Raw genomic sequence first — 21,880 nt, forward strand, 5'->3', positions numbered from 1 at the left:
TCAGGGACGAGAATCATCGATGCTGATGATTCGTCGGCTTATGGCTACTGCCACAATTGTCGCCCAGTCACCACCGACCCCGAGCTTGCCTCGGATACGTTCGATGCGGTAGTGCACTTGGCCCGTTTTCACATTGAGAAGATCAGCGATCTCTTTTGTCGTCTTTTTGGCGGCCATCAGACGGAGAACCCCTAGCTCGATATCTGAAAGCCCGCCATGTCCCGGCGACTCGGGCAGCGCCATACGAGACCGCCGTTCCGTCCCCGCGAGGGCATTCCCATCGGCCACCCGGGCGTCGCCATCGGCCCGTGCGTCGGATTCGATGGCGCCGGCCAACTTGCGGATTGCGGCCCACACCATGGGATCCTCGGCATCGAGGGCGCCGTGCGGAACCGGATGTTGGGCTCCGGGTCGCTGTACCGGCCAGAACCGAAGGACAGCTCTTTGCTGGTCAGGACCCAGGGCAGGCAGGCCGTTGACCCGGAAGTCGTTCCTGGTCATCCCGGCCAGTGCGTTGCAGATGGGGCCGACGCCCTCGACGTCGGTGACCGCGGCTACGAGTCTGCGGCGAAAGACAGCGAAAACGCCATGTTCCGCCATTACGTTCCGGGCCCGGGTGAGGAGCCACTGCTCGACGTCTCGCGTACCGATCTCACCGAGGTGATCGACCGCGTTCGCGCACGCCTCGTCGAAGATCTCCCGAGCCATCCGTGGTTCACCCACGCGTGCCAGAACCGACCGGAAAACCTCCTTGTCTCCGAACCGGTTGCGGAGCAGATCGACCGCCTGTTGACGCCTGCCGGTCGCGACGTACTGCTCGAGTGACTGCAGGAGCCGCGCAGTTTCCGCGTCGGCATCCTGGCTGTTCTTGTGGTCGTGCGTGGGTTCGGCATTGTCGGTGGGGGTCTTCGGTTGTGTTGCGCCGTCGATGTTCGGGTACGGCCGCCCGTCGAGGTCTTCGGTGTGGTGATGGTTGACGGTGCCGCCGATTTCGTTGCCGTGGAGTCCTGTTCCGGTTCTCAGCGGCCGATGGTTCTTGCGCAGGGGTGGGAGGTCACGCGCCGCGCGATCGACGTTGACGTCGTGGACATACGTGACCGGACCTGGGGGTGGCCCATCGGTCGCGGATCCGCCTGGGGTCTGGCGGGTGTCGTCGCGAGGAGGTGCCGTCGGCTGGGCGACCCACTCCTGATCGTTCTCGTGGTCGTGGTGGAACGCCACCGCGCCAGGGGGGAGCCCGGCGACCTCCAGAAGTTCGATAACCCATTCCCCATTTTTCCGGGTCGGGCGCCGCATGATCTGGAAATGAGTGCCCGGGGCGAACAGCACTTCGCCTTCGCCCGGATTATCGGAGATATTCGAGATATCTCGGCCGGTGGCGGAGTGGATGATGAAGCGTACGTTTCCGCGGCGGTTACCATGCTTGCTGGCGCTGACGAATGCGGGCTCCGTAACAACCTCCATTCTCCGGTACTTCTTCAGAAAGCGGACGAGCTCGCCGGGCGATACCTGGATTCGCCGTTCCACCACACCGAGGTACGGACGAAGTGTTTCGAGCGCGGAAGTGATGGCTTGTATCAGGTGGAGGTAGGCGCTGATTCGCTCGGGATCGCCGGAGCGCAGTGCGGCATTCATCTCCTCGCAGTATTCGTTGGTTGTATAAGTGCGGATCGCGACATACCCGGGAATGAGGCGCTCATCCAAACCGGGATGGGATTGTCGCACCAGCTCGGCATGGGCGTGGTAGTCGTCCCTGATTGATCCGTACACCGCCCGGAATGCGGCAAGTGGACTCCAAGATTGTTCAGGCGGCCGGGAATCCAGGAGCTCGAGTAGAGCGGGAAAGTCCGCGGCGAGTGCGGAATGGACTTCGCCGTTGGCGACCATTGCCACCAGCTGTTCGCGAGTGAGCCATTCGGCACGCTCGGTCTCTATGCCATCGCAAACGAGGTCGAACCGTTGCGGCGCATCGGCGAGCAAGGTGGTGTAGGTCCAATTCTTGGACCCGCGCTTGCGTGCGCGTCCGACCCAGGTGTCGAGCAGTCGCAGCTTTTGCACATCGACCTCGCGCACACCGAGTTCTTCGATGAGTTCACGCGCGGCGCCCTGAACGGGAGATTCCTTCGAATGCAAAGCACCACCGGGCAGCTGCCAATTTCCTCGAGAAAAGCCCTGCGCCGATTTCGCAACCAAGAACCTGGCGGTACCGGCACTGTCGACGTGCCTGATCAACACGCCCGCTGCTCCGAACTTTCCCCAGACCCCCCGGGCGACTTCCTCATCACCGGATACCCCGGGATCGGCGGCAAGCTGGAACGGATGCTCGATGTCGAAGGCGGTGTTGATCCAGTCCAATAGGAGTGTCGGCACCGGATTTCCGCTGCCGTCGAAGAAGAGGGCCCGTGCGGGCGGTGCATGATCGTCTGCACGGAACCGATCCACGACAGCGTCCGCGCCAGGGTCGATCCGCACGACCTTATCGTTATAGCGGTGCAGGACAAACGGTCGTGCCTGCTCGCCGCCGCTGTCGACAACAACTGAAGCGTTGTCCCCGAGCAGCGCGAGTATGGCGTTGATGCGGCGCGGGGTGGCCGGTTGTGTGAATGTCCCTCGCGACATGGCTTCCAAGTCGGCTTCGGTGAGCTTGCTCGAGCCGCTCGGCCGTTCGGAATGCGGTATCACCTCCGCTCGATACAGATCGTTGACGGCGCTGGCCACCGCTGCGCGGCCGTCGTAGGGGACGGACGGGGAAGCGGTGTCGCCGAGCACGCCCGTACCCTCCCGGCTTGCCTGGACTATCTCCGCCACCCGGGCAGCCTTCGCATTCGCGTTTCCGCCGTAGCGCGCCGCGAATACCTGTGCATGCAGAAGGTCTCTGGCAGCGCCGTCGAGACGGCGGACTTGGTCCTCGGCGATCAGGTGTCTCTCGATGTCGCCGATGAGTTCCCTGCCGCGGGGGCCGGTCCGGAATGCGTAGGCGTCGTCGAAAGGATGCGTAGAAGCTATTTCACGCAGCAATGCACTGTCATTTGCCTCGGGATCCAAACGCAGCAGCTGGGCGGCGAGATCTCGATTGCGTCGGAGCCTGGCGAGCTCGGTCTCCGCGAGCCGTCTAATATGCGCCAAGCCGGAATCTCCCTGGCCAGGCTGGGAATCGCCGGATTGCGGGACTCGAGACGCATGAATATTGAGGCCGGTATCCGGTTTGATCGGCGGGGTTTTGCCTGCGCCCCGGAACCCAGCCGCCGCCGTCGGCGTTGCAGGGGGCTGTGGTGGCTCCTTTTCTTCGGGTGGTGTGGGCGATTCGGGATTCGGGTGCTGTGCCTCCTGGCCCCATTCCTGGCCGTTCTCGTGGTTGTGGTGGAACGCCACCGCGCCAGGGGGGAGCCCGGCAAATCCGTCTGCGCGTCGCGGGTTCTGCTTTGGCTCGGTGAGACCGAGGGCGGCGCGCTCGTCGAAGCCGTGGACCTGTACCTGTGGCCCTGGGGGAGGGGCGGCCGGTGCTCCCGAGGCGCGTGCTGCGGTCTGTGGGCGCGGGCGGAGTTTGCGCTGTGTGCCAGTCGATCTGAGGTCGGGATCCACCTGGCTCTTGCCGAAGTTGTGCTCCTCCTCGACCTGTATCACTCTGCCGTGGAAGCGATTCCTCAGAGCTTCGTCGATCATGGCGTGCAGGTTGTTGAAGTCGGGGTTGTCCAGATCGGGGTTGAGGTACAGGATCCACGCGTGGGGGCCGGTATCGGGATAATCGCTGTAGTCGATACGGACGTTCACCGTGATCGAGTTGTACGTGATCGGGATCAGGTCCGGAGTCGAGAACTTCTTCCGCAGGTCCAGGTGGCTCGGTCCGCGAGCCTCAACCGCCTGCAACACAAGGGAATTCGAGTCATCTGCCACAGTCCCGGCGGTCACCACCCCACCTACGGAACGGTTTTCGTCGTATACCCCAGCGAGCGATCGGACGGCGATGGTGCCCGAAAGCGGTTGTGAGAGACGGGCTTCGGGGCGCTGCACCACGGTTTCGCGCACCCCGCCGCCCCCGGTGGCGTGGGCTGGGTGGTTAGGCGAGTTTCCGGCTTCGTTCTCCGTCGGCGTTCGCGCCGCACTGGGAGGTCCGCCGATGGGCGGCTCGGGGCTCGGTTGTGGCGTAGCGGTGCCGCCGTCAGGGTCGTCATCTGTTTCGCCGTCGCCGATCGCCGGTTCGACTGGTTGTTCCTCGAAGTCGGCGGCGCTGCGTCGTGGGCCACCCAGGTTGCGGTTCTCCTCCGACACGTATGCGGCCAGCTCCCGGCAGTTCTCGCAGTCGTTCAGATGGGTCGCGATCTTGGTGGCGGCCCGCTTGCGCAGACCGTTGCGCGCCCACGCACCAAGGTTTTCCACCGTGGCGCGGCACGCCTCGGTGGTTGGCTGCTTCAGATGCATCTGCAGATACATCTGGCGCAGGCGCTCCCGCGCTCGGAAGGCGGCCGCCGCGGTGGCGTTTGCGTTGGACTCCAGTAGTTCGGCTGTTTCGGTTGTGGTCAGGTCCTGAATTTCGGTGTGCCACAACACGGTTTGCATAGTTTCTGGCAAGGAGTTCAATGCCCGTGCTGCCATGGACCTTTCGTGGGCTGCTACCACGGTGTCGGTGAATGGCTCGGCCACGTCGTAGTCGCCCATATCGCCGGGGAGCACCAGACGCGTGTCGGGGCGGAATTGTCCGGTGTTCACGGAATGGTAGATCGTGGTGAGCAGGTATTGACGGAAGTCCCACCAAGGTCCGCGGTCGTTGCGGAGCGTCGCCAACACCTTGGTGAATGCCTCGGACACGACATCGTCGACCAAGTCGGCTGGGGCGTCGAGACGTACTGTTGCCCTGCGTGCCGTGGCGACGTGCCGCTCATACAACTCGCCGTAAGCATCCACGTCACCGGCTCGCACGGCCGCAACGAGTTCGGCGGTGTTGCGGCGCCCGGACGGGCCGGATTGGGCCGGTTCTCCGGCCTCGGTGCGTTCGGACGCAACACCGAGCTCCTCGGGTTCGGGCGCATCGGTGATCTCCTCGACCGCGTGGTTGTCGTGCCGTAGCGCGATTGCGGTGACAACGACCGCGCCGACATGGAAGCGGCCGGTAAATGCCGGTGGCGAAGACTCGGATCGCACCGCGTCGTCCGCGAGCCGTGCCTCGAACGTGCCGGTCTCGGCGTGGGCGGTGTCGGGATGGATCGTCACCTCCACCTGGTTGTGCTTCAGCTGGTGCCCGGTGAGTCGCGCGTACAGGTCGAGGATGTTGTTCTTGGCGGAGGCCAGCACTTGATCCCAGTGGGTCCCGGTGTGGGCCAGGGTGAGTTCCTGCAAGCGGGTGCGCTCCTCGCGTTGCGTCATACCCTTCAGCTCGGTGGTTCGAACGCCGACATGATCCTTGGCGTCGACGTTGATGTCCAGAAATTCGTCGGCGCCGGCGAGGGCGACGGCCGTGTAGTTCTCGGTTCGGACGGTTGTCCCGATCAGTCCTTCGGGCCATTGCGGCTCTCCGTCGGCTCCCACGGGGATCGGTGCATCGCCCAGACCACGAGCGTCGAGTGCTTGTTCGGCGCACAACCGTACGTTCAGCACGGTGCTGCGCTCATTCCCGACGATCTCGGCAACATGCACCTCGGGCGGTAACACCTGCTGGATCACGCTCGGCCGCGCGTTCTGATCGGACCGGGGTTCATCTGCTCCACGTACCCAGCCGCCGCCGTCGATGTGCTCCACGCCGAGGTCGGCTGCGAGCTTTCGTGCGGGACGGAATTTGAATTCTCCTCCGTCCCAGGGGGCGTCGGGGTCGGGGACAGCGACGCCCCAGCCGATCACAGGGTGCGCGGGCCTGCCTTGCGGGGCGGGGGGTGTGCCCAGTTCGCGGCTCGGCGAGCGCGTGCCTGCCGCGTGCAGAGCGGCATCGGCTTCCGTTGTGGTCGAGCCGGTCGGGCGTGCGGGCCGAGGGTGTGTGGTGGATTCGGCGTCCGTGTGCCCGCCTTCGGCCGCCAGGTCTGCAGCCCCGGCCTCGGGCACCGGCGAACCGGCGGCGGTCGCGGGTTGTTGCGGGCCGATCATTCGTGGCTCGTCGGGCTGGTCGGAGAAGTTGGCGCCGTGGTCGTAGGACTCTTCCGCGCGAGTGGAATCGGGGCGGGCCTTGCTGCCGGCTGCTTCGGGTGCCTCCGCGGATGGGTTGGGTTCTCGAGCCTGTGTTCGCTCGGGCGTCGGCTGGGTTTCGGATCCGTGCGAGTGCAGCCCGAACAGGCCGCGACCCCATTTGACGAGTCGGGGCACGATCCTACCGACGGCGGCCGCGCCGACGACTCCGGCGAACACCCAGCCGGCGGGGACGATTCCTTGTGCCGAGAGCGTGGCGCCGCCCAGTAGTGCACCGGCAGCCGTTCCGGAATACAGGACCAGATCCTTCGCGCTGGTCGCTCGGCCGTAGAGCTCCTCGGGAACAGTCTGCTGCAAATGTCCGGCGACCAGGACATTCATGCCGACGCCGATCACCGAGACGCCGAGTGCACCAGCGGCCATGATGAAGGGGTTGGTGGTGGCCGCCTGGAGTGCGGCGACTCCGGCGAACCCGGTCAGCGCTACCGGGAACAGGATGTTGGTGTCGGCCTCGCTGATCCATTTCTTCGGCAGCCCCAGCCCGCCGATTACGCCACCGACAGCGCCGGCACTGAGGACCGCCGCGGCTGCCGCGGTCTGCATGTCGGTTTCGCTGACCAGGGCGGCGGTGCGCAAGTTCAAAGCCACGAACGCCGCATTGGTGGCCGTTGTGACCAAGGAGTATTCGCGAAGGAATGGCTCATGCCAGACCGCCTGTACACCGTCGCGAATATCGAGGAATATGGTCCGGAATGCGCGGCGGTCCTGCGGGAGATGCGGTGGGACAGACTCTCGTATCCGAGTCAGCGCCGTCTGGTTCCCAAGGTACGAAACTCCGTTCGCCATGAACGGCAGCCAATTCGCCACACTCAGCAGTACGGGCCCGAGCGCTCGCCCACCCGTGCCGGCGACATACCCATCGATTGCGGTCAGGCGGTTCGCCGCCGGCAGTTGCGCGGGTGTGACCAGATCTCGGATCGTGCCCCGGAGACTGCTCAGGTAGAACGTGGCCGCAGTGCTCTCCACCAGGGTTGTCCCGGTGAGTATCAGGCCGATATCCGGGACGCCGAGGGCCACTGCGGCGCCGGCGGCGGCAGCGGCCGTCAGACCTGTCCACTGTGCGTTCCGCATCGTCTTTACGCGGTCGCGGGAGTCGGCGATCCAGCCCGCCGGGAGCCCGAAAACGATCTTCGGTACAGTGACCGCGGCTGTGGCCACGCCCGCCGCCGTCGGCGAACCCGTCAGGCTCATGATCAACAGCGGCATGGCCGCCAACTGAATGCTGTCGCCCGCGGTGGAGACGGTGTTGGAGATGGCCAGCTGCCGGTACGGCTTGTTGACGATAAGCAATTTCCCCGGCGATACCGGCTCTTCGACCGCCTCGGATTCCTGGGACGGTGCAGCGGGCGGAGCCGGTGCGGATTCGGCGGGTGGTGTTTGCGCGGATTCGGCGGGCGCGGCCGCCTGTGCCTTCCGCCGACCGGCGTTCGCGTCGGGGCCGAAGCCACCGCCGTCGATGTAAACTTTTCCGAGTTCTTCTACCCGTCTGTTTCCGCGTAGTGGTTTGCGGCCGGGGTTGAGGGGGTTACCGAGGTCGCCGAAAAGGTCGTCGTCGGGGTTGGCGACGATATGGAAGTCGTGCGGAGGCTGTGCGGGTTTGCCTTGCGGGGTGTGGGGGGTCTCGCCGGTCGAGTGCGCGGGGGTTTCGGTGGTCGTACCGACGGAGGGCTGCTGTGTCTCCGTTGGTGGTTCGGCGGCCGTCGCATCCGCTGGGCGGCGTTCTTCGGCTGTGTCCGTATGCGCACCGGACACGTCGCCGGGCGCCGGGTCCATCGTGGCGGTGGCTTCGGTGGAGGCCGGCGGCAGCGCTCGGCGGGCGTCGTCGCCTTCCAAGGCGGCCGGGCGCCGCGTATCCGGTCCACCGGTCAGCTGCCTGGGCCCAGTTGCCTCGCCGGTCTGCGGCAACTGATAGCCGTACTCGAAGGTCTGGTCCCCGTCTGTGACGATGCGGGTAGTCACCCGAGTGAATCCGTGTCCGAGGGCGCCTTCGGGGACCCCGGTGACGGATTCGACCCACAACAGCCGGGTTCCCTTGGGGGCCAAGAATATTCCGACGTCCAGGAAATCGAACCGGTTCGACGGGATGTGGCCGATTTCGGCGGTGCTGTAGCCAGGGTTCCAGGAAACCCCGGTGGTCCCGTCCGACACCAACGGGATCGTCACGAACAGATCGCGATCGGAACGTCGGTGGTGCATCGTTTCGTCAACACGGCGAACATGTTGCACCGCATCGTCGTTCGCGGAACGTTGCTCTTCGGGAGTGGTCAGGTAGACATTGGCCGCCACATACCCCAGCGGACTCTCCGATACCGCGCCTTTGATCCAGGCCAGGGATTCGCGGACCGGCTCCGCAAAATTCTCGTTCCAGTACTGCCGGGCGTAGTCGATGGCCTGCTCGCGGGTTTCGAACATGAGTGCCGTTGCGGACAATTCCGCGAGGGCCACTTCGTGTTTGCGTTCCAGTGGAAGCGCGTCGAATTCCTCGTCGGACATCGACGGGCGATACACGAAGGGCAGGTCGTCTTCCACGCGCCGCACGGGCACCGGGGTGGTAGCGACGCCCTCGTCGGTCACGATCCGCCCATGCAAAACCGGGGCCTGGGCGTCGAGGCTGCGGATCTCGGCGTCGAGCCGGTTGACCTCGTCGGCGTTGTCCACCAGGGTGTTGAGCTCCAACAAGTCCCCGGCCAGGGCGGCCACCTCGGGATCGGCCTCCATTGACAGGGTGTCCAACCGGTCCGCGTTCAGATCCTCGGCTCGTTCCCCACGCTGGACCAACCCGTCGAGCACTGTGTCGCGCTCTTGCCGCAGTTGCTCCAGTCGTGGCGCGACCTGATCCGGCCGTGCGGGATCCACCTCCAGCGTCGCGGGGTCGACGTCGTCGCGCATCTCGGCTGCGGCGTCGCGCATTTCGCGCGCTTGCTCGCGCTGCCGGACCAGCCGCGCCCGCCGCGCGGGCGCGTCCGCCACCTCGTGCTCGGCTCCGGGATCGGGTTGATGCTGGCCTCCGCGGACCCATCCACCGCCGTGTGCGTTAACGATGCCGAGCCGGTTCAGCCGTTTGCGCATTTGTTGTGGTTTTTCGAGGCCGTCCAGGGCGTCGCCGTCCCAGTGGTGACCGGCGCCGCCGATGGCGGGAATCGTTTTCTTCGCGGGCTCGCTCACCGTGGCGGCGGGGCTGTCGGGGACGTGCACGGTAGTCGTGGGCCGCGCCGTGGGCTGCGAATTCGGTGGTGGCATGCCAGGATCGGCATTGCGGACATCATTTATCCGCTCTTTCGCCTTCGCAACCGTGGCGACGCGACCGCGGGTGCCGAATGAGCGGCCCGCGCGGGTCAGGCAGTCCTCTACGGAATGTGGTGTCATTCCAAGTCTTTTACCGATGGCTTGGTTCGACATATCCAGCACGGCCAAACCGAGCACTTGGATCTGACGGCCCGACAGTCCCGGGTAAGCCGTCAGCTCCTCCGGGGTAGGCGGCCGGGGCGGCTCGGGCGGTGACGGCTCGAGCGACTGGGCGGCCTCGACCGCGGCTCCATCGGCTGCCGGGGTGTCGTTGTCGGAGTTCTGTGTGTCGGAGTCGTCATCGATGATGCCCTTGAGTATCGCCATCTCAACGATCCCGTTCCGATCGCTGATACCGAACTCACGAGCGATGGCGACCCTCTGTGCCTCCACCGCAAACTTGGAAGTCCCAGTGGCCACCGCGATTTCCGGGTAAGTCATGTCCTTCGCCATCAGACGAAGAATCTCGACCTGACGAGGAGTCAACCTATAGGTGATGCTGGGCTCTACGACGACACGGGGGGACATCACCTGGGAGGCGTGCAACTCTTCCAACCGGCTCAGGACATCGACCAGGAACTCGCTCCCCGCGTGGACGATGCTCTCACCGCTGAACGAGTCCGGGGATTGCTTTTGTGCGGGCCAGAGGTTTTCGCGGCGTTTGTCGGCGAGATGTCTGGCCATCCGGCGGATGGCACCTTCCGTCATCAGCTTGATCGTCGGCTGCCCGAGTCCCATTGCCACGGCTAGGTCGCCTGGAGGTATTCGCTCACGGAACAGGCCGAGGACGATACGCCGCTGAGTACCCCCGAGCAGGGCGAGCGCGGCCTGCAATTGGGATGGATTAGCCTCGGCCAATGCTCGGGGCAGTGCAGCAAGTTTGGTGTGTTCGGCGCGCACGATCGCCTTGATCAAGTTGTCGGCGGCCTCGACTACGACGCTCTCAATTTCGTTGGGATTCCACTGTGTTTCCGCAGCAGAAGGGCTCTCGGTATCCAGACCCCGCAGGGCATTCCGCTGGTTGAGTGGAAGCCTGTCGATGGCTTCCAGAATCTGCTCGGCGGTGGCCTCGGCCAGCGCCTGAGCTGGATCGGGTGCTTTGGTACCGGCCGCCAGTATCGCGCAGAGCCCAGCCCGAAATTCGGTGAACCCGGCTGCTCTCCGCGGGGCGCCCTTCGTACGACGGGCCGGGTGGTTACTGCCTTTACTGCCGGTCCAGGGCGTCGGGTTGCTGGGCTTGCGACGACTGTTCCATGGTGTTTCCGGGACGGGGCCCGCTGATTCCGCGCCGCCGAGACGGTTGACCACCGACGGTGCCGCATCCTTGTCGCTGCGCCCGCTCGGAAAATCGACGGCCGCATCAGCAGGCGTATCCGCACGGCCGCCATTCACGACATCCGCGACCGGTGGCGCTGGGGTGCCGCTCGTTTCGTGCGGTGCCTCGGTGGTGCTGGATGTCGGGGCGATGTTGTCCGGTGTGCCTTGGGTTTTGCGTTGCTGGTGCGGTTGGGCGGGTTCGCCGGGGGTGGGTGGTTGGTTGTCGGGGAGGTTGTGGAAGAAGAGGCCGCCGTGTTGGAAGGGGACGAGGCGGGGTTGTCTTCGGGGTGCGGGTTTGTCGCCGACGGCTGCGTCGAGTTGTGCCATGGCGGCTCGGTGTTCGGCCAGGACGTTGTCGGCGATGGCGAACTGTCGTTGTGCGGCGGCTTCGGTGTCGGTGGGTAGTTGTTCTCGGGCGGCGCGGGCGTGGACTTTGGCGGCGAGGTCTCGTGCGATTCGTGGGTTGCCGAGCGCGGCCATCAGTCGGTGGTAGATCCGGCTGTCTTCCGCGGCTGCTGTGGGTTGGTCGGAAACATCTGCGGGATCGCCGGAATCTGTTGCTGTGTGCGCTGATTCGAGGGCGGCGGCCGCCGGGTACTCGGTCCGCAGTTCGTTCGCGTCCCCGACGAGGGCCGCCGAATCGCAATGCGGCGGCTTCGGGGGCGGTGGGCCGGGCAATTCCGGAATCGACGCCTGCGACTGAGAGCGTCCGTCGAGTCGGTCGACCGACATCGAATTCAGGTGTTTCAGCAGCAGCGAAGCGAGCACTCGCTGCCCGTCGGTGAGTTTACCGTCGCCCGTATCCCCCAGGCCTGATGTTATGGACCCGCCGACAACCCTGAGAACTGATTCTGCGAGGGCCGCATTCTCGATGAGGTGCAGGCGCTGCCCCGGCGACAAGGGGCCGCCAGGGTAAATCGGGCGAGTGTACGTGGTGAATTGCTTACCAAGCCATCTTTCGAATTCCGTGTCGTATCCATAGTGTCTGTTGGCTCTGCCGTGGAGCCAACGGGCGAGAAGCGCCGGAAAGACATCGTCCAAAACCGCGTGACCGATGGCGGCGACCATGACCAATGCGAAGCGGTACTGAGCCTCATTGTAATGGCTTCTACCGCCGTACCGGAAGTCATTGACATAATATGTGGAATATTCACGACCTGTATACTCCGCGTTGAGAATTACCTCGTTCGCACTGCCGTCACCATTTTCATCCGGCGTAGCTTTGATTGATTCGCCCAACCAGCCGACACCAGCCACGCTTATTCGGATATCAGGGAAGAGGTTGCACATCGCCATGAGACCGCGGAGGAATGCGACAACGTCGTTCTCGTCGATATTCGGGATATCGGCCCCCACCACTGGAATGCCGTGCTGGGTATCGAACGCTGCCACCAGATCCGGCAAATTATCCGGCTTGCGGTCCCGCCAGGACAGCTCTTTCAGGCGTATCTCCGGCGAATTGTTGTCGAGAACGTCTCGCGATTCCGGGTCGACGCGCACTTGCGCGAACAGCAGTCGATACAGCGTCCGTGCCGCGTCCGAGGCGTTGTCCCATCCGTTGACCTGCACATCGGCTACCGCCGCGCGAGCGGCCTGCTCCGCATCGAAACGCTTCGATACTCCTGCACGTCGAAGCATCGTGCGGGGCCGGATCACCCCGTCGCCGAGCTGACCGCGGACCCACTGTTCGAATGCCGTCTCGGCATCGGCGACCGGTTCGAGCCGAGACCCGCGGAAGTGCGTGAAGAGGTAGTGGAATCCACGCTCCTTGACTATGCCGACTCCGGCGTCGGCGGCGGCTCCGATCGCGCCGACCGTCGCCGCATAGAGGCGTTCACCTGTGGGCGCATCCGCTGTGCCGAGCAGCCGCCGGTCCACTGTGATGGATTCGATCAGAACTCGCCCATGGTTGTCGCGACGTGCCGCGACAGCGATGCCTTTCCCGCCGCCCACCTTGCCGACGGTGATGGCGGCTCCATTCCGTACGAGGATCGCGCGATGTTCGATGAGCATGTCGTGCAGGCCGCGCGACACATACCAGGCCGAGTCCGGGTCGGTGAAGCCGGACATCTCGACGTGCCAGGTGTGCTCCGACCATGCCACAACCTCCTCGACCGTACCGCCGCGCAATAGTTCCGCCGGCCAGTCACGGGACTCGTCCAGAGCGATTGCCAGGTTGGTGGCGCGCGCATCGGACTCGGGCGTAGCGGCTGCCGGATCGACGGTGTATTCGAACCACACCGTCTTGCCTCGCTGGTGTAGTTCCACGCCCCAGCGATCAGCGGTGCCGTCCATCGTGGCGATCCCTCGGCTCGGGGACCGCGTCGCGTCGAGCGGCGGGAGGTGGCGGCTGTAGTCGGCGACTTCGATCCGAAGGATGCCCTGGTCCGAGATCGTTGCGCGCACCCGTACGTCTGCGTCGGTGGAGCGGAATATGGTGTCGAGCAGCGCGGCGAACGCCAATTCTGGAAACAAGGTCTGACTCGGCCCAGCGCCCGCCAACTGGACGATGGCAGCACGGGTGTCCGCGATCAACCGGGTTTGGCCTCGGCTGATGCGTACACCGGTCGCCAGGTCCGCCGGTTCGTTTTCCTCGGAGCCCTCGGTCTGCGGGATAACCCACTTGTCGGGCGTGGACCTCGGCACCTCTTTGGCATCCCACAGCTTGAAGCCGACCTCCCGGCCCAGCGGATTCTGGTGGAATGTGTATCTCCACTCGACGGCGGCCCGGTTCAGTTCCATGACCCAGGTATCCTGTGGCCCAGGCACATCCGGCACCGGCCACGCACGACCATCGGTGGTGATGGTGCCGACCAACGATGCGAGTTCCGACGACAGCGCTATTGTCGCCCGCGTGCCGCCACCGTTGCCGAATGCATCATCCAGCAATGCGGAGATCAGCCGAACCGCGAGCGGTTTACCGGCCGCGCGCGGCCAGTGCCCTGGCAGGAGGGCCTCGATATTGCACTGACCCGTCGCCCATTCTTCGCGGGAGACCGTGGTTTCGGGCGTATGGTCCGGATTCCATAGGGACGGCAGGTTTTCGTTTCTGCGCGCAGGTGTCGGACTCGGCTTGTCATGGCTGCCTGGTGTGCTCGCGTTGGATTGCTCCGCGCCAGCAGCGGTGACGGAGAGCGATTGCTCGCCTGTGGCCGGACTGCCTGTGCCCGTGGGGTTTTCGTTGTTGGCGGCAGGTTTGGGGTCGTGTTGGGTGTCGGGGGCCGACGGTTCGTCGGGGTTATCGGGGGTGGGTGGTTGGTCGCCGGGGAGGTTGTGGAAGAAGACACCGCCGTGTTGGAAGGGGGTGAGGCGTTGTCGTTTTTTGGGCTTGGGTTGGTCGCCGACTGCTGCCTCGAGTTGTGCCATGGCGGCTCGGTGTTCGGCGATGACGTTTTCGGCGATGGCGAACAGTCGTTGTTCGGCGGCTTCGGTGTCGGTGGGTAGTTGTTCTTCGGCGGCGCGGGCGTGGACCTTGGCGGCGAGGTCTCGTGCGATTCGTGGGTTGCCGACTTGGGCCATCAGGCGGTGGTAGACCTGGCTGTCTTCCGCGCCTGCTGTGAGCGCGTGCTGAGGTGCGACTGCCTTCGAATCCGGTTGGTCCGCAGGGGTTCTCGGTTCGGCATCGGCGGTGTTCGCGCTCGCTCGGCCGCTTGGCGCGTGGTCGGATGTCGACTGTGTGGGTTCAGGGGTGTCCGCCACGATTCCGCGTGGGGACGCGCCACTGCCCGACGGACTCGGCAGTGGGCCGAGGACTTTGCCGTCGGGTGGGGGTGCCAGCTCTGGCTGGTGCGGGTAGCGGTTGGTGAGGTTGTCTTCGTCGTCGGTGGTGAGGAAGGCGACGTATGCCTCTTCGATGTCGGGGTAGGACTCTTCCCATTTGTCGAGGGTGCGGACGCGGGGGATGCGTTCTGGGTCGTTGGGGTCGGTGTGGGGGTCGCCGGGGTTGGTGATGTTGGTGTCGAAGATGACGATGTTGCCGCCGGGTTTGTTGTCGGTGTTGGTGATGGTCAAGGCGTGCAACTTCTCGCCGACGGCAAGGAGGAGGACGGCGGTGTCGACTCCGTCCTCGAGATTCTGGACGGCGTCTATGGTCTTGGCGACGGGGTGCTCGGTGTCGGGATCGAACTCGACTTTTACGAGCTGGGTTGCGATGGCCCTCCGGAGGTGTTCCGGGCTCTTTTGCCATTTCTTTGGTTTGATTCCCGTGTCGAGGCCGAGTGCCCAGGTTGCTCGGGACGTTTGATTGATGCAGTCCAGCAGCCTCCGGGCTTTGAACAGCCGATGGTAAAGGGACCAGCCGGCCATGGTGCCGAATGTCGCGGCGATGGCTGTGCCGGTAGTTTGGTGTCCCACTAGCGCTATTGCGCCGCCGGCGATCGCCGGACCCAGCGCGAACGTGCCTCGGGTCGTCATGACGGCGAAGGCTCTCACTCGTCCGCGCACTTCGGACGGGGTTGTCTTGTTCGAGTAGGTGGTGATAGGTATCCCGGCCGCACCGAGGACTGCCCATGTGGCGGCGAGTCCTGCCGAGGTTATCCAGGGGTTGGTGGTGGTCGCCTGGAGTATCGCGGGCCCGGCCAGGCCGGCCAATCTGGCCGTGAGCAGCGTATCGATGCTGGTCTTCTCCAACCAGCTTTTGGGTATCAGGTTCCCGATCACGCCCCCGAGCGGGGTGATCAACAGCGCCGTTCCCTGCTGCCACTCGGTAAGGCCGGAGTCGGTGATCACCGACGTGAACTGCAGACTCTGCATTCCCAAGTAGAAATTGGTGATGGCCAGGTTGATATTGGAACGTCGCCTCACGGGGAGATCCTGGATGGCATGCCAGCCCTCGGCGATCGACTTGCGCAGATCGGTCCAAGTGCCCTCGGATTCAACCGGCTTCGGTGCGCTCGAAGTCGTCGGCAACCGAGACAATGTCGCCAGATTCACCAAGCTCGTAACGACATCGATTACGGGGGCTGTCCATGCGCCGGCTTGCAGCGCCATGGGCCCGAGCCCCTTTCCCAGCACGCGGGTGATATTCATTTTGAGGTTGTTGAAACGGGTCAGTCCGTCTTGCGCATCGCCGACCATTTCGATGATCACCTTGCCGGCGGCGCTGCTGTAGAGGACGGCGGCGGACGCTCCGACGAGTGTCGTTCCGACGAGTATGGGGACGGAGTACGACGTTCCGGATGCGAGGGCGCCAGTTGCTGCTATTCCTGCTGTCGCTGCCAGGGCTTGGCTGCCCATCAGCAATTTCTTGGGTGGGGCGTGGTCGGTCAGATGTCCCGCGATCAGTGCGCCGCCGATGTACGGCAGCTGGGTGGCCCACCCAACGGCGCCCGCCACTCCTGGTCCACCGTGTTCCAGAAAGTACAGGGACGTCACCGTTGCCATGACCTCGAAGCCGGCATCGTTGAGGGCCTCGGCGCCGAGGCGTACGCCGACATATGGGTTGGTGCGAACCAGGCGCAGCAGTGATTCGCTACCGGTAGGTTGCTTTTGCGCGGCGGGCGGGTTCTCGGCGGAGGCAGGGGCGGAACTGCCCGTGGCCGTGGGACTTTCGTTGTTGGCGGCAGGTGTGGGGTTGTGCTGGGTGTCGGGGGCCGACGCTTCGTCGGGGTTTTCGGGGGTGGGTGGTTGGTTGTCGGGGAGGTTGTGGAAGAAGATGCCGCCGTGTTGGAAGGGGGTGAGGCGTTGTTGTTTTTTGGGCTTGGGTTGGTCGCCGACTGCTGCCTCGAGTTGTGCCATGGCGGCTCGGTGTTCGGCGATGACGTTTTCGGCGATAGCGAACAGTCGTTGTGCGGCGGCTTCGGTGTCGGTGGGGAGTTGTTCTTGGGCGGCGCGGGCGTGGACTTTGGCGGCGAGGTCTCGTGCTATACGTGGGTTGCCGAGCTCGGCCATGAGTCGGTGGTAGACCTGGCTGTTTTCAACAGGTGCTGCCGGTTGGTCGGAAACATCGGTGGGGTCGCCGGAATTTGTTGCGGTATGCGCTTCGTCGGCGGCTTCGCCCGCTGTCGCTTCGATGCCGGTGTGTCCGGCCAATCGGTCGGTGAGTGTGGGGTTGGTGAGTCGGAGTTGGGGGAAATCGCGTCCCAGCAGTGGGAGTAGGAAACCGGCGACCATCATGGCGATGTTCGAGCCCGAGCTGTGGCGGTGCGCTTCGACGTCGAATTCTTGTAGTGACAGTCGCAGTTGTTCGGTGGGTGCTTCGGATTCTCCGGTTGGATCGATGGTGACGAATCCTGGGCATACTCCGCCGCGGTCGCCGACGCGTGCTTGTTTCGTCGTTCCGGTGATCGCTACCGATGTGATGGTTTGGTTGGCGGTGTCGAGTTCGATTCTGAATTGTGGTGGGTTGCGGGGCTCGGTGAATTCTCCCAGCGTGGTGAAGGTGACTCCCGCCATTACGCTGAGGCGGCTGGCGAATTCGAGGATGCCGTGCTGGATGCTGGCCCACGACCAGCCCTCGATTACATCCGCGTGCTCGGCGAGGCTTTCGAGATAACCTCGCAGCACGATCTGTACGCTGCCCATATTGGTTGCGGCGCTGAGCACTGTCTTATTGCCCGGCACATCGAATTCGTCGACCGAGTGAGCGGGTAGATCGAGCTCGGCCCGCCGGTCCGGCGGGATCGCGTCCAGGATCGGTGCCCGGTCACGGGAACGCTCATCCTTGATGCTCGCGAGTTCCTGCCATACCGGCCCGTCCACCAGATCCCAGACCGCGCTCAGATGCTCGACCGCCGCCTGCATGAACGCATGCTGCCCGCTGTCGCGGGGGTAGCCGTCCCGGCCATGCATTACGTAGTCGCTGTCCAGCCAGGACGCGAAATAACCGGGTTCGACTTCCGAATAGTTCGACAGCAGTGCCGCGCTCACCCGCTCCGGATGACTCATCATCTGCTGTAGCGCCGTCTCGGTCAGCTTGTACTGCAAGCATCCCGACGCGATCGACCGTTCCAGTGAATACCGCAGATAGGCCAGCTGATCCGGTGGGAACAACTCGGTCAACAGCCGGGTGGCGCCGCCGACCTTCAATGGCAGATCCGCCTCCGCGAACCGCTGGCCGATCTCGGCGATTATCGTCCGCGCCCGTGCTGGATCCGCCAGCACTTCGGTCATACCCTCCCGTGACAGCCCACGGATCAACGACACGACCGTGCGCGGCACCTGCGCCGACGTCAGCCACTCGGCATGGGATTGCGGCTGCTGTGTGGTCTCGGTTGGTGCGTCGTGCGTGGCATGCTGCACGGAGGTGCCCGGCTGTGCGGGCGTATTCAGATCGATGCCCGCTGTCTGCGCGGCTTCCGCGAGATGTGTTCGTGCACCGACGCCGAGCTTGCGGTGGATACGGCGGGCATGCGTCCGGACCGTTGCGGGAGCCGAATGCAACTCGGCCGCGATTTCGGTGGAGTTCATACCCGCCACGAGCATTCGGAGAATGTCCGTCTCGCGGTTGGACAAGGTCACCGTGCGTGGTTGTCGCGCTGGGCTTTCCGGTTCTGGTGCGGTGTCGGCTTCGGTTCTCGGTTCGGCATCGGCAGTGTTCGCGCTCGCTTGGCCGCTACCACTAGGTTGCTTTTGCGCGGCGGGCTCGTTCTCGGCGGATGCAGGGTCGGAACTGCCTGTGCCCGTGGAGTTTTCGTTGTTGGCGGCAGGTGTGGGGTTGTGCTCGGTGCTGGGGGCCGACGCTTCGTCGGGATTATCGGGTGGATTCGGCCGCGCGCCTTCGGGATTCGCGCGCGCGTCATCGCCGACCCCTGGGGCATTGGCGAAGCCGAGCCACGGGGCTGCAACGCCGCGCTGTACCGGGAACGGCGCACCGGCCGCGTCCCGGGCGCGCTGCGGAGGTAGGTCGAGTGCCTCCGCCGGATCGGGTGGGCGGCCTGCCGGCGCGGGAGCCCGGCGGACCATGGTCGGGCGGGGCGTGGGGGTGGTCGGGCGTTCGCGCGGGGCATCGGTGCTGGGCTCCGCTGGTGCGGAGGTATTCGGCCCGGAAGTACCGGTTGTGTCGGTGTTGGATCCCTCGGTTACGGACTGCTGAGCGGTCGGCGCCGGTTCATCGCTGGAGTGGAACCATCGGATTCCAGCGTTCGCCATGTCTTCCCGCATTTGCTCGTCCGGGAGTTCACGGTGGAATACGACGTCGGTGATATTGGGGAGCCGGACACCGCCGTGCGTTTGGGTTTGAACAAGGGCGTTCCTTCGGAATCTCTCCCCGTCATAGTCACGGCCGATGCCTTCGAGACCGAAGTAGCCGTACTCGCCGTGTTGACTCGGCGTGGCGCCGAACGACTCGGGCTGCGGGTCGTCGACGCTGCTCGGTATGACCTTTACGAAGGTTGGGCTGCCGATGCACGCCGTCGTCCTGCCACGTGCTGCCGTTTCGAGGACGATATCCACGTCGCCGTATTCGCGGATGGTCGCGAGATCGGCTTCGAGAATCCAAGGGAGGTGACCCGAGCGAATGCGTCCGTGGACGGGCCGCGATTGCACGGGGAGATCGCGCGGGTGACCGTAGAGTTCCTGCTCGAGTTGCGCCCTGGCGTCCACGGGCACTTGGGCCAGGAGTCCTCTGCTGGCAACTTCGAAGAGGGTTTTCAATCTGCCATCCGCGAGAATCTTTCGCCAGGTCGCGTATGTCGCCCGTACCACGATCTCGCCGTTGAATGCCCGCCCGAGTTCTTCGGTCATCAGCACATCGAGCTGTTCCCGCGGGATCCCCAATTCCGCGGCCAACGCCGCGGTACGGCGGTCATTGCCGACATAGCGCTCGGCGTAGGCGCGCTCCGCGGGGTCCGCGATGAGCCGCTCCGCCTCGGCCCGAAGTTCTACTGCGCGCGGATCACCGGCCTGCTCTAGATCGAGAATGCGCTCGAACAGTTCTATCGCATCAGCACTCGGCTGCCCGCGGAACTCCGGTAGCCCACTGGCAACAGGGGCGGTACGTCTTGCACTCTCCTGTGCCGTGGGCGACGGTTCAACAGGCTGTTCCGGGCCATCGGCGCTGCCGCTTTCAGGATTGTTGGCAGGCGTGCGCCCCCGATCCGATCGCGGCGCTGACCGCCCGGCACCCGGTACCTCATCGGGCGGCGTGTGAAATGAGAGGAAGCCCTCGACCGGCAGCCCCCTTCGCACGAAGGGCATTGCTTGCACAGGGCCGCCATCATTTCGGGCCCCGCTCCGCGGCGCGGCGTCGGAGAGATCGGCACGGGAGCCTCGGTACTCCTTGGGTGATGCGGACGCAGGTGCTGACGGCTGCGATGCTCGCTCTGCTGCCGGAGCGGGTTCGGAAACCGTTGTGTTCGTGGCGGACTGGGGAACCGCTGGCCCGCCGGGGGGTTGCCCGTCGGGCGGGAGAGCGCCCGACGTTGTGCCTTGGGGCCGAGTCCGCTTTACTGCGGTGATTTCGTACCAGTCGTCCAGTCGCTCGTAGGCGAACAGGTCTTCTTTTCCGATCCGGAACTCGATCTGGTCGAATCCCGCTTGCTCGAGGCGTTGGATGGTGACATCGCGGGCATTGGCGGGAATCACGTCCTCGATACCCGGACTGATCAGCAGTTTGCCGCCTGGTTTCAGCACACGGTGGAGTTCGGCCATCGAGTTCGGCGATTCCACGAATAGCACCATCGGTGTCCGCTCGAGGTAGACCACGTCGAATACAGCGTCCGGCAGGGCGGACAGATCGCGGACATCGGCGAGCAGGTCCGGCTGGGCCCGCTCGGCGATATTGACGAACACCTCTCCGGGTTCGGCTGCCCGGTAGAGGTGTCCGGAGCCGACCACGAGACGTGCTTCGACCCCGGACTGGCCGATATCCGCAATGAGGGCGGGAAGATCGGTTGTCGGTTCGGTCCGAAGCGGACTCGGGGTGTTCTCGGACCCGGAAACGGCGCGGTCGGCCGCTTGCGGCATACGGCCGCCGCGACGGCGTTTGTTCATCTCGTCGATTTGACGCATTTCCCGGGCACGCTCGGCCCGCAGATCTTCGGACGCATGGGCGCCTTCCGGCGGCAACCCGGCGCGCTCCCGGACCATCTGCGCAAGTCGCTCTTGGGGAGTATCACGCGGGGTGGGGTAGCTTCGGTATGGCTGCTGAGGGCCCACACCGGCCTTGGCCAGCCGTTCGAGGGCATCGGCGCGGAATGCGGCGAAGTCGGCACCGGCTTGCATTGCGGACTGTAACGCGTCGAATATGATCCATGCCCGATGCTGGCCGAAACTCCCGCCCCTGAGCGGTTCGGCCCCGATGCTGACGCCCTCCATTACTTGCAGTGACATAGGCGGCACCGACCATTTGAACGCGTCGGGATGCTGTTCGCGATAGTTCCGCAGCCATTCGACGACTCGATGGGCATCATCGAGTTCGCGCACATAGACGACAATGCAGTCGTCCCGGTTTTCGAGGGGACCGGCGGCTTTGGCGCCGCGAACGCCGGGGAAATTATCGGGTTGGTCGACGATCTCGTGCACGATGCCGTGCATCAAGTCTGGGACCGCATCCCCTTGCGGATTCACATATACGCGGAATTTACCGCGCGGACCCGCATGGGCGCGCATAAAGCGGAGGAAGTGCATCATGTCGGGGGGAATCCCGAGGTCGGCATGGCGAGGATGGATGTCAAGAGACCCGGCCGGGGATTGCATGGCGGCAATCTGCTGCTCGGGTGCTCGCCGTGTGAGAATGCCGATCAATTTCCGCACATAGGCAACGGGATCGGTGACCACGCTGGTCTCGCGCTGTGCTGTGTACTCCTGGTAGAGATCGTCCTGGTTTCTGATGGATGTCCGGTGCTCCCAGACGCGGTGAAGGAATGCCTCGAGGCTTTCCAGAGACAGGTCCGGCGGCTCGAGGCCGTTGCTCAGGAAGGTCAGCGCGCGCAACGCGACCAGGTCGTCGAACGATGTGCCCGGATGCAGTTGGAGCCGCAGTTCGTCGAGCTCGCGTGGCTGATCGAATATCGTGGGGAATACCGCGATCGCCGCCTGCATCGGGTCGAGTTCGGCCGCTGCCGCGGCATCGGGTGTGTGGTGCTGCTGGGCTGCGCCCAATGCTTCGCCGAGCGCATGCACGCGCTCGTCGGCCGCTCGAAAACGGTCGACTGCCGCCACTGCCTGT

General features: G+C 64.8%; 1 protein-coding gene (only partly in view). It reads right to left on the bottom strand.

Annotated elements, in window-relative coordinates:
- Positions 1 to 21,880 carry the 3' portion of an MFS transporter gene (locus ACQP1G_RS12785; RefSeq protein ID WP_433202727.1) on the bottom strand. Its footprint extends 12,413 nt past the window's final position, so the window shows 21,880 of its 34,293 coding nt (coding positions 12,414-34,293); its start codon lies off the right edge, out of view; the stop codon is at positions 1 to 3.

The organism is Nocardia sp. CA-107356, assembly GCF_050946365.1.
Lineage (GTDB): Bacteria > Actinomycetota > Actinomycetes > Mycobacteriales > Mycobacteriaceae > Nocardia.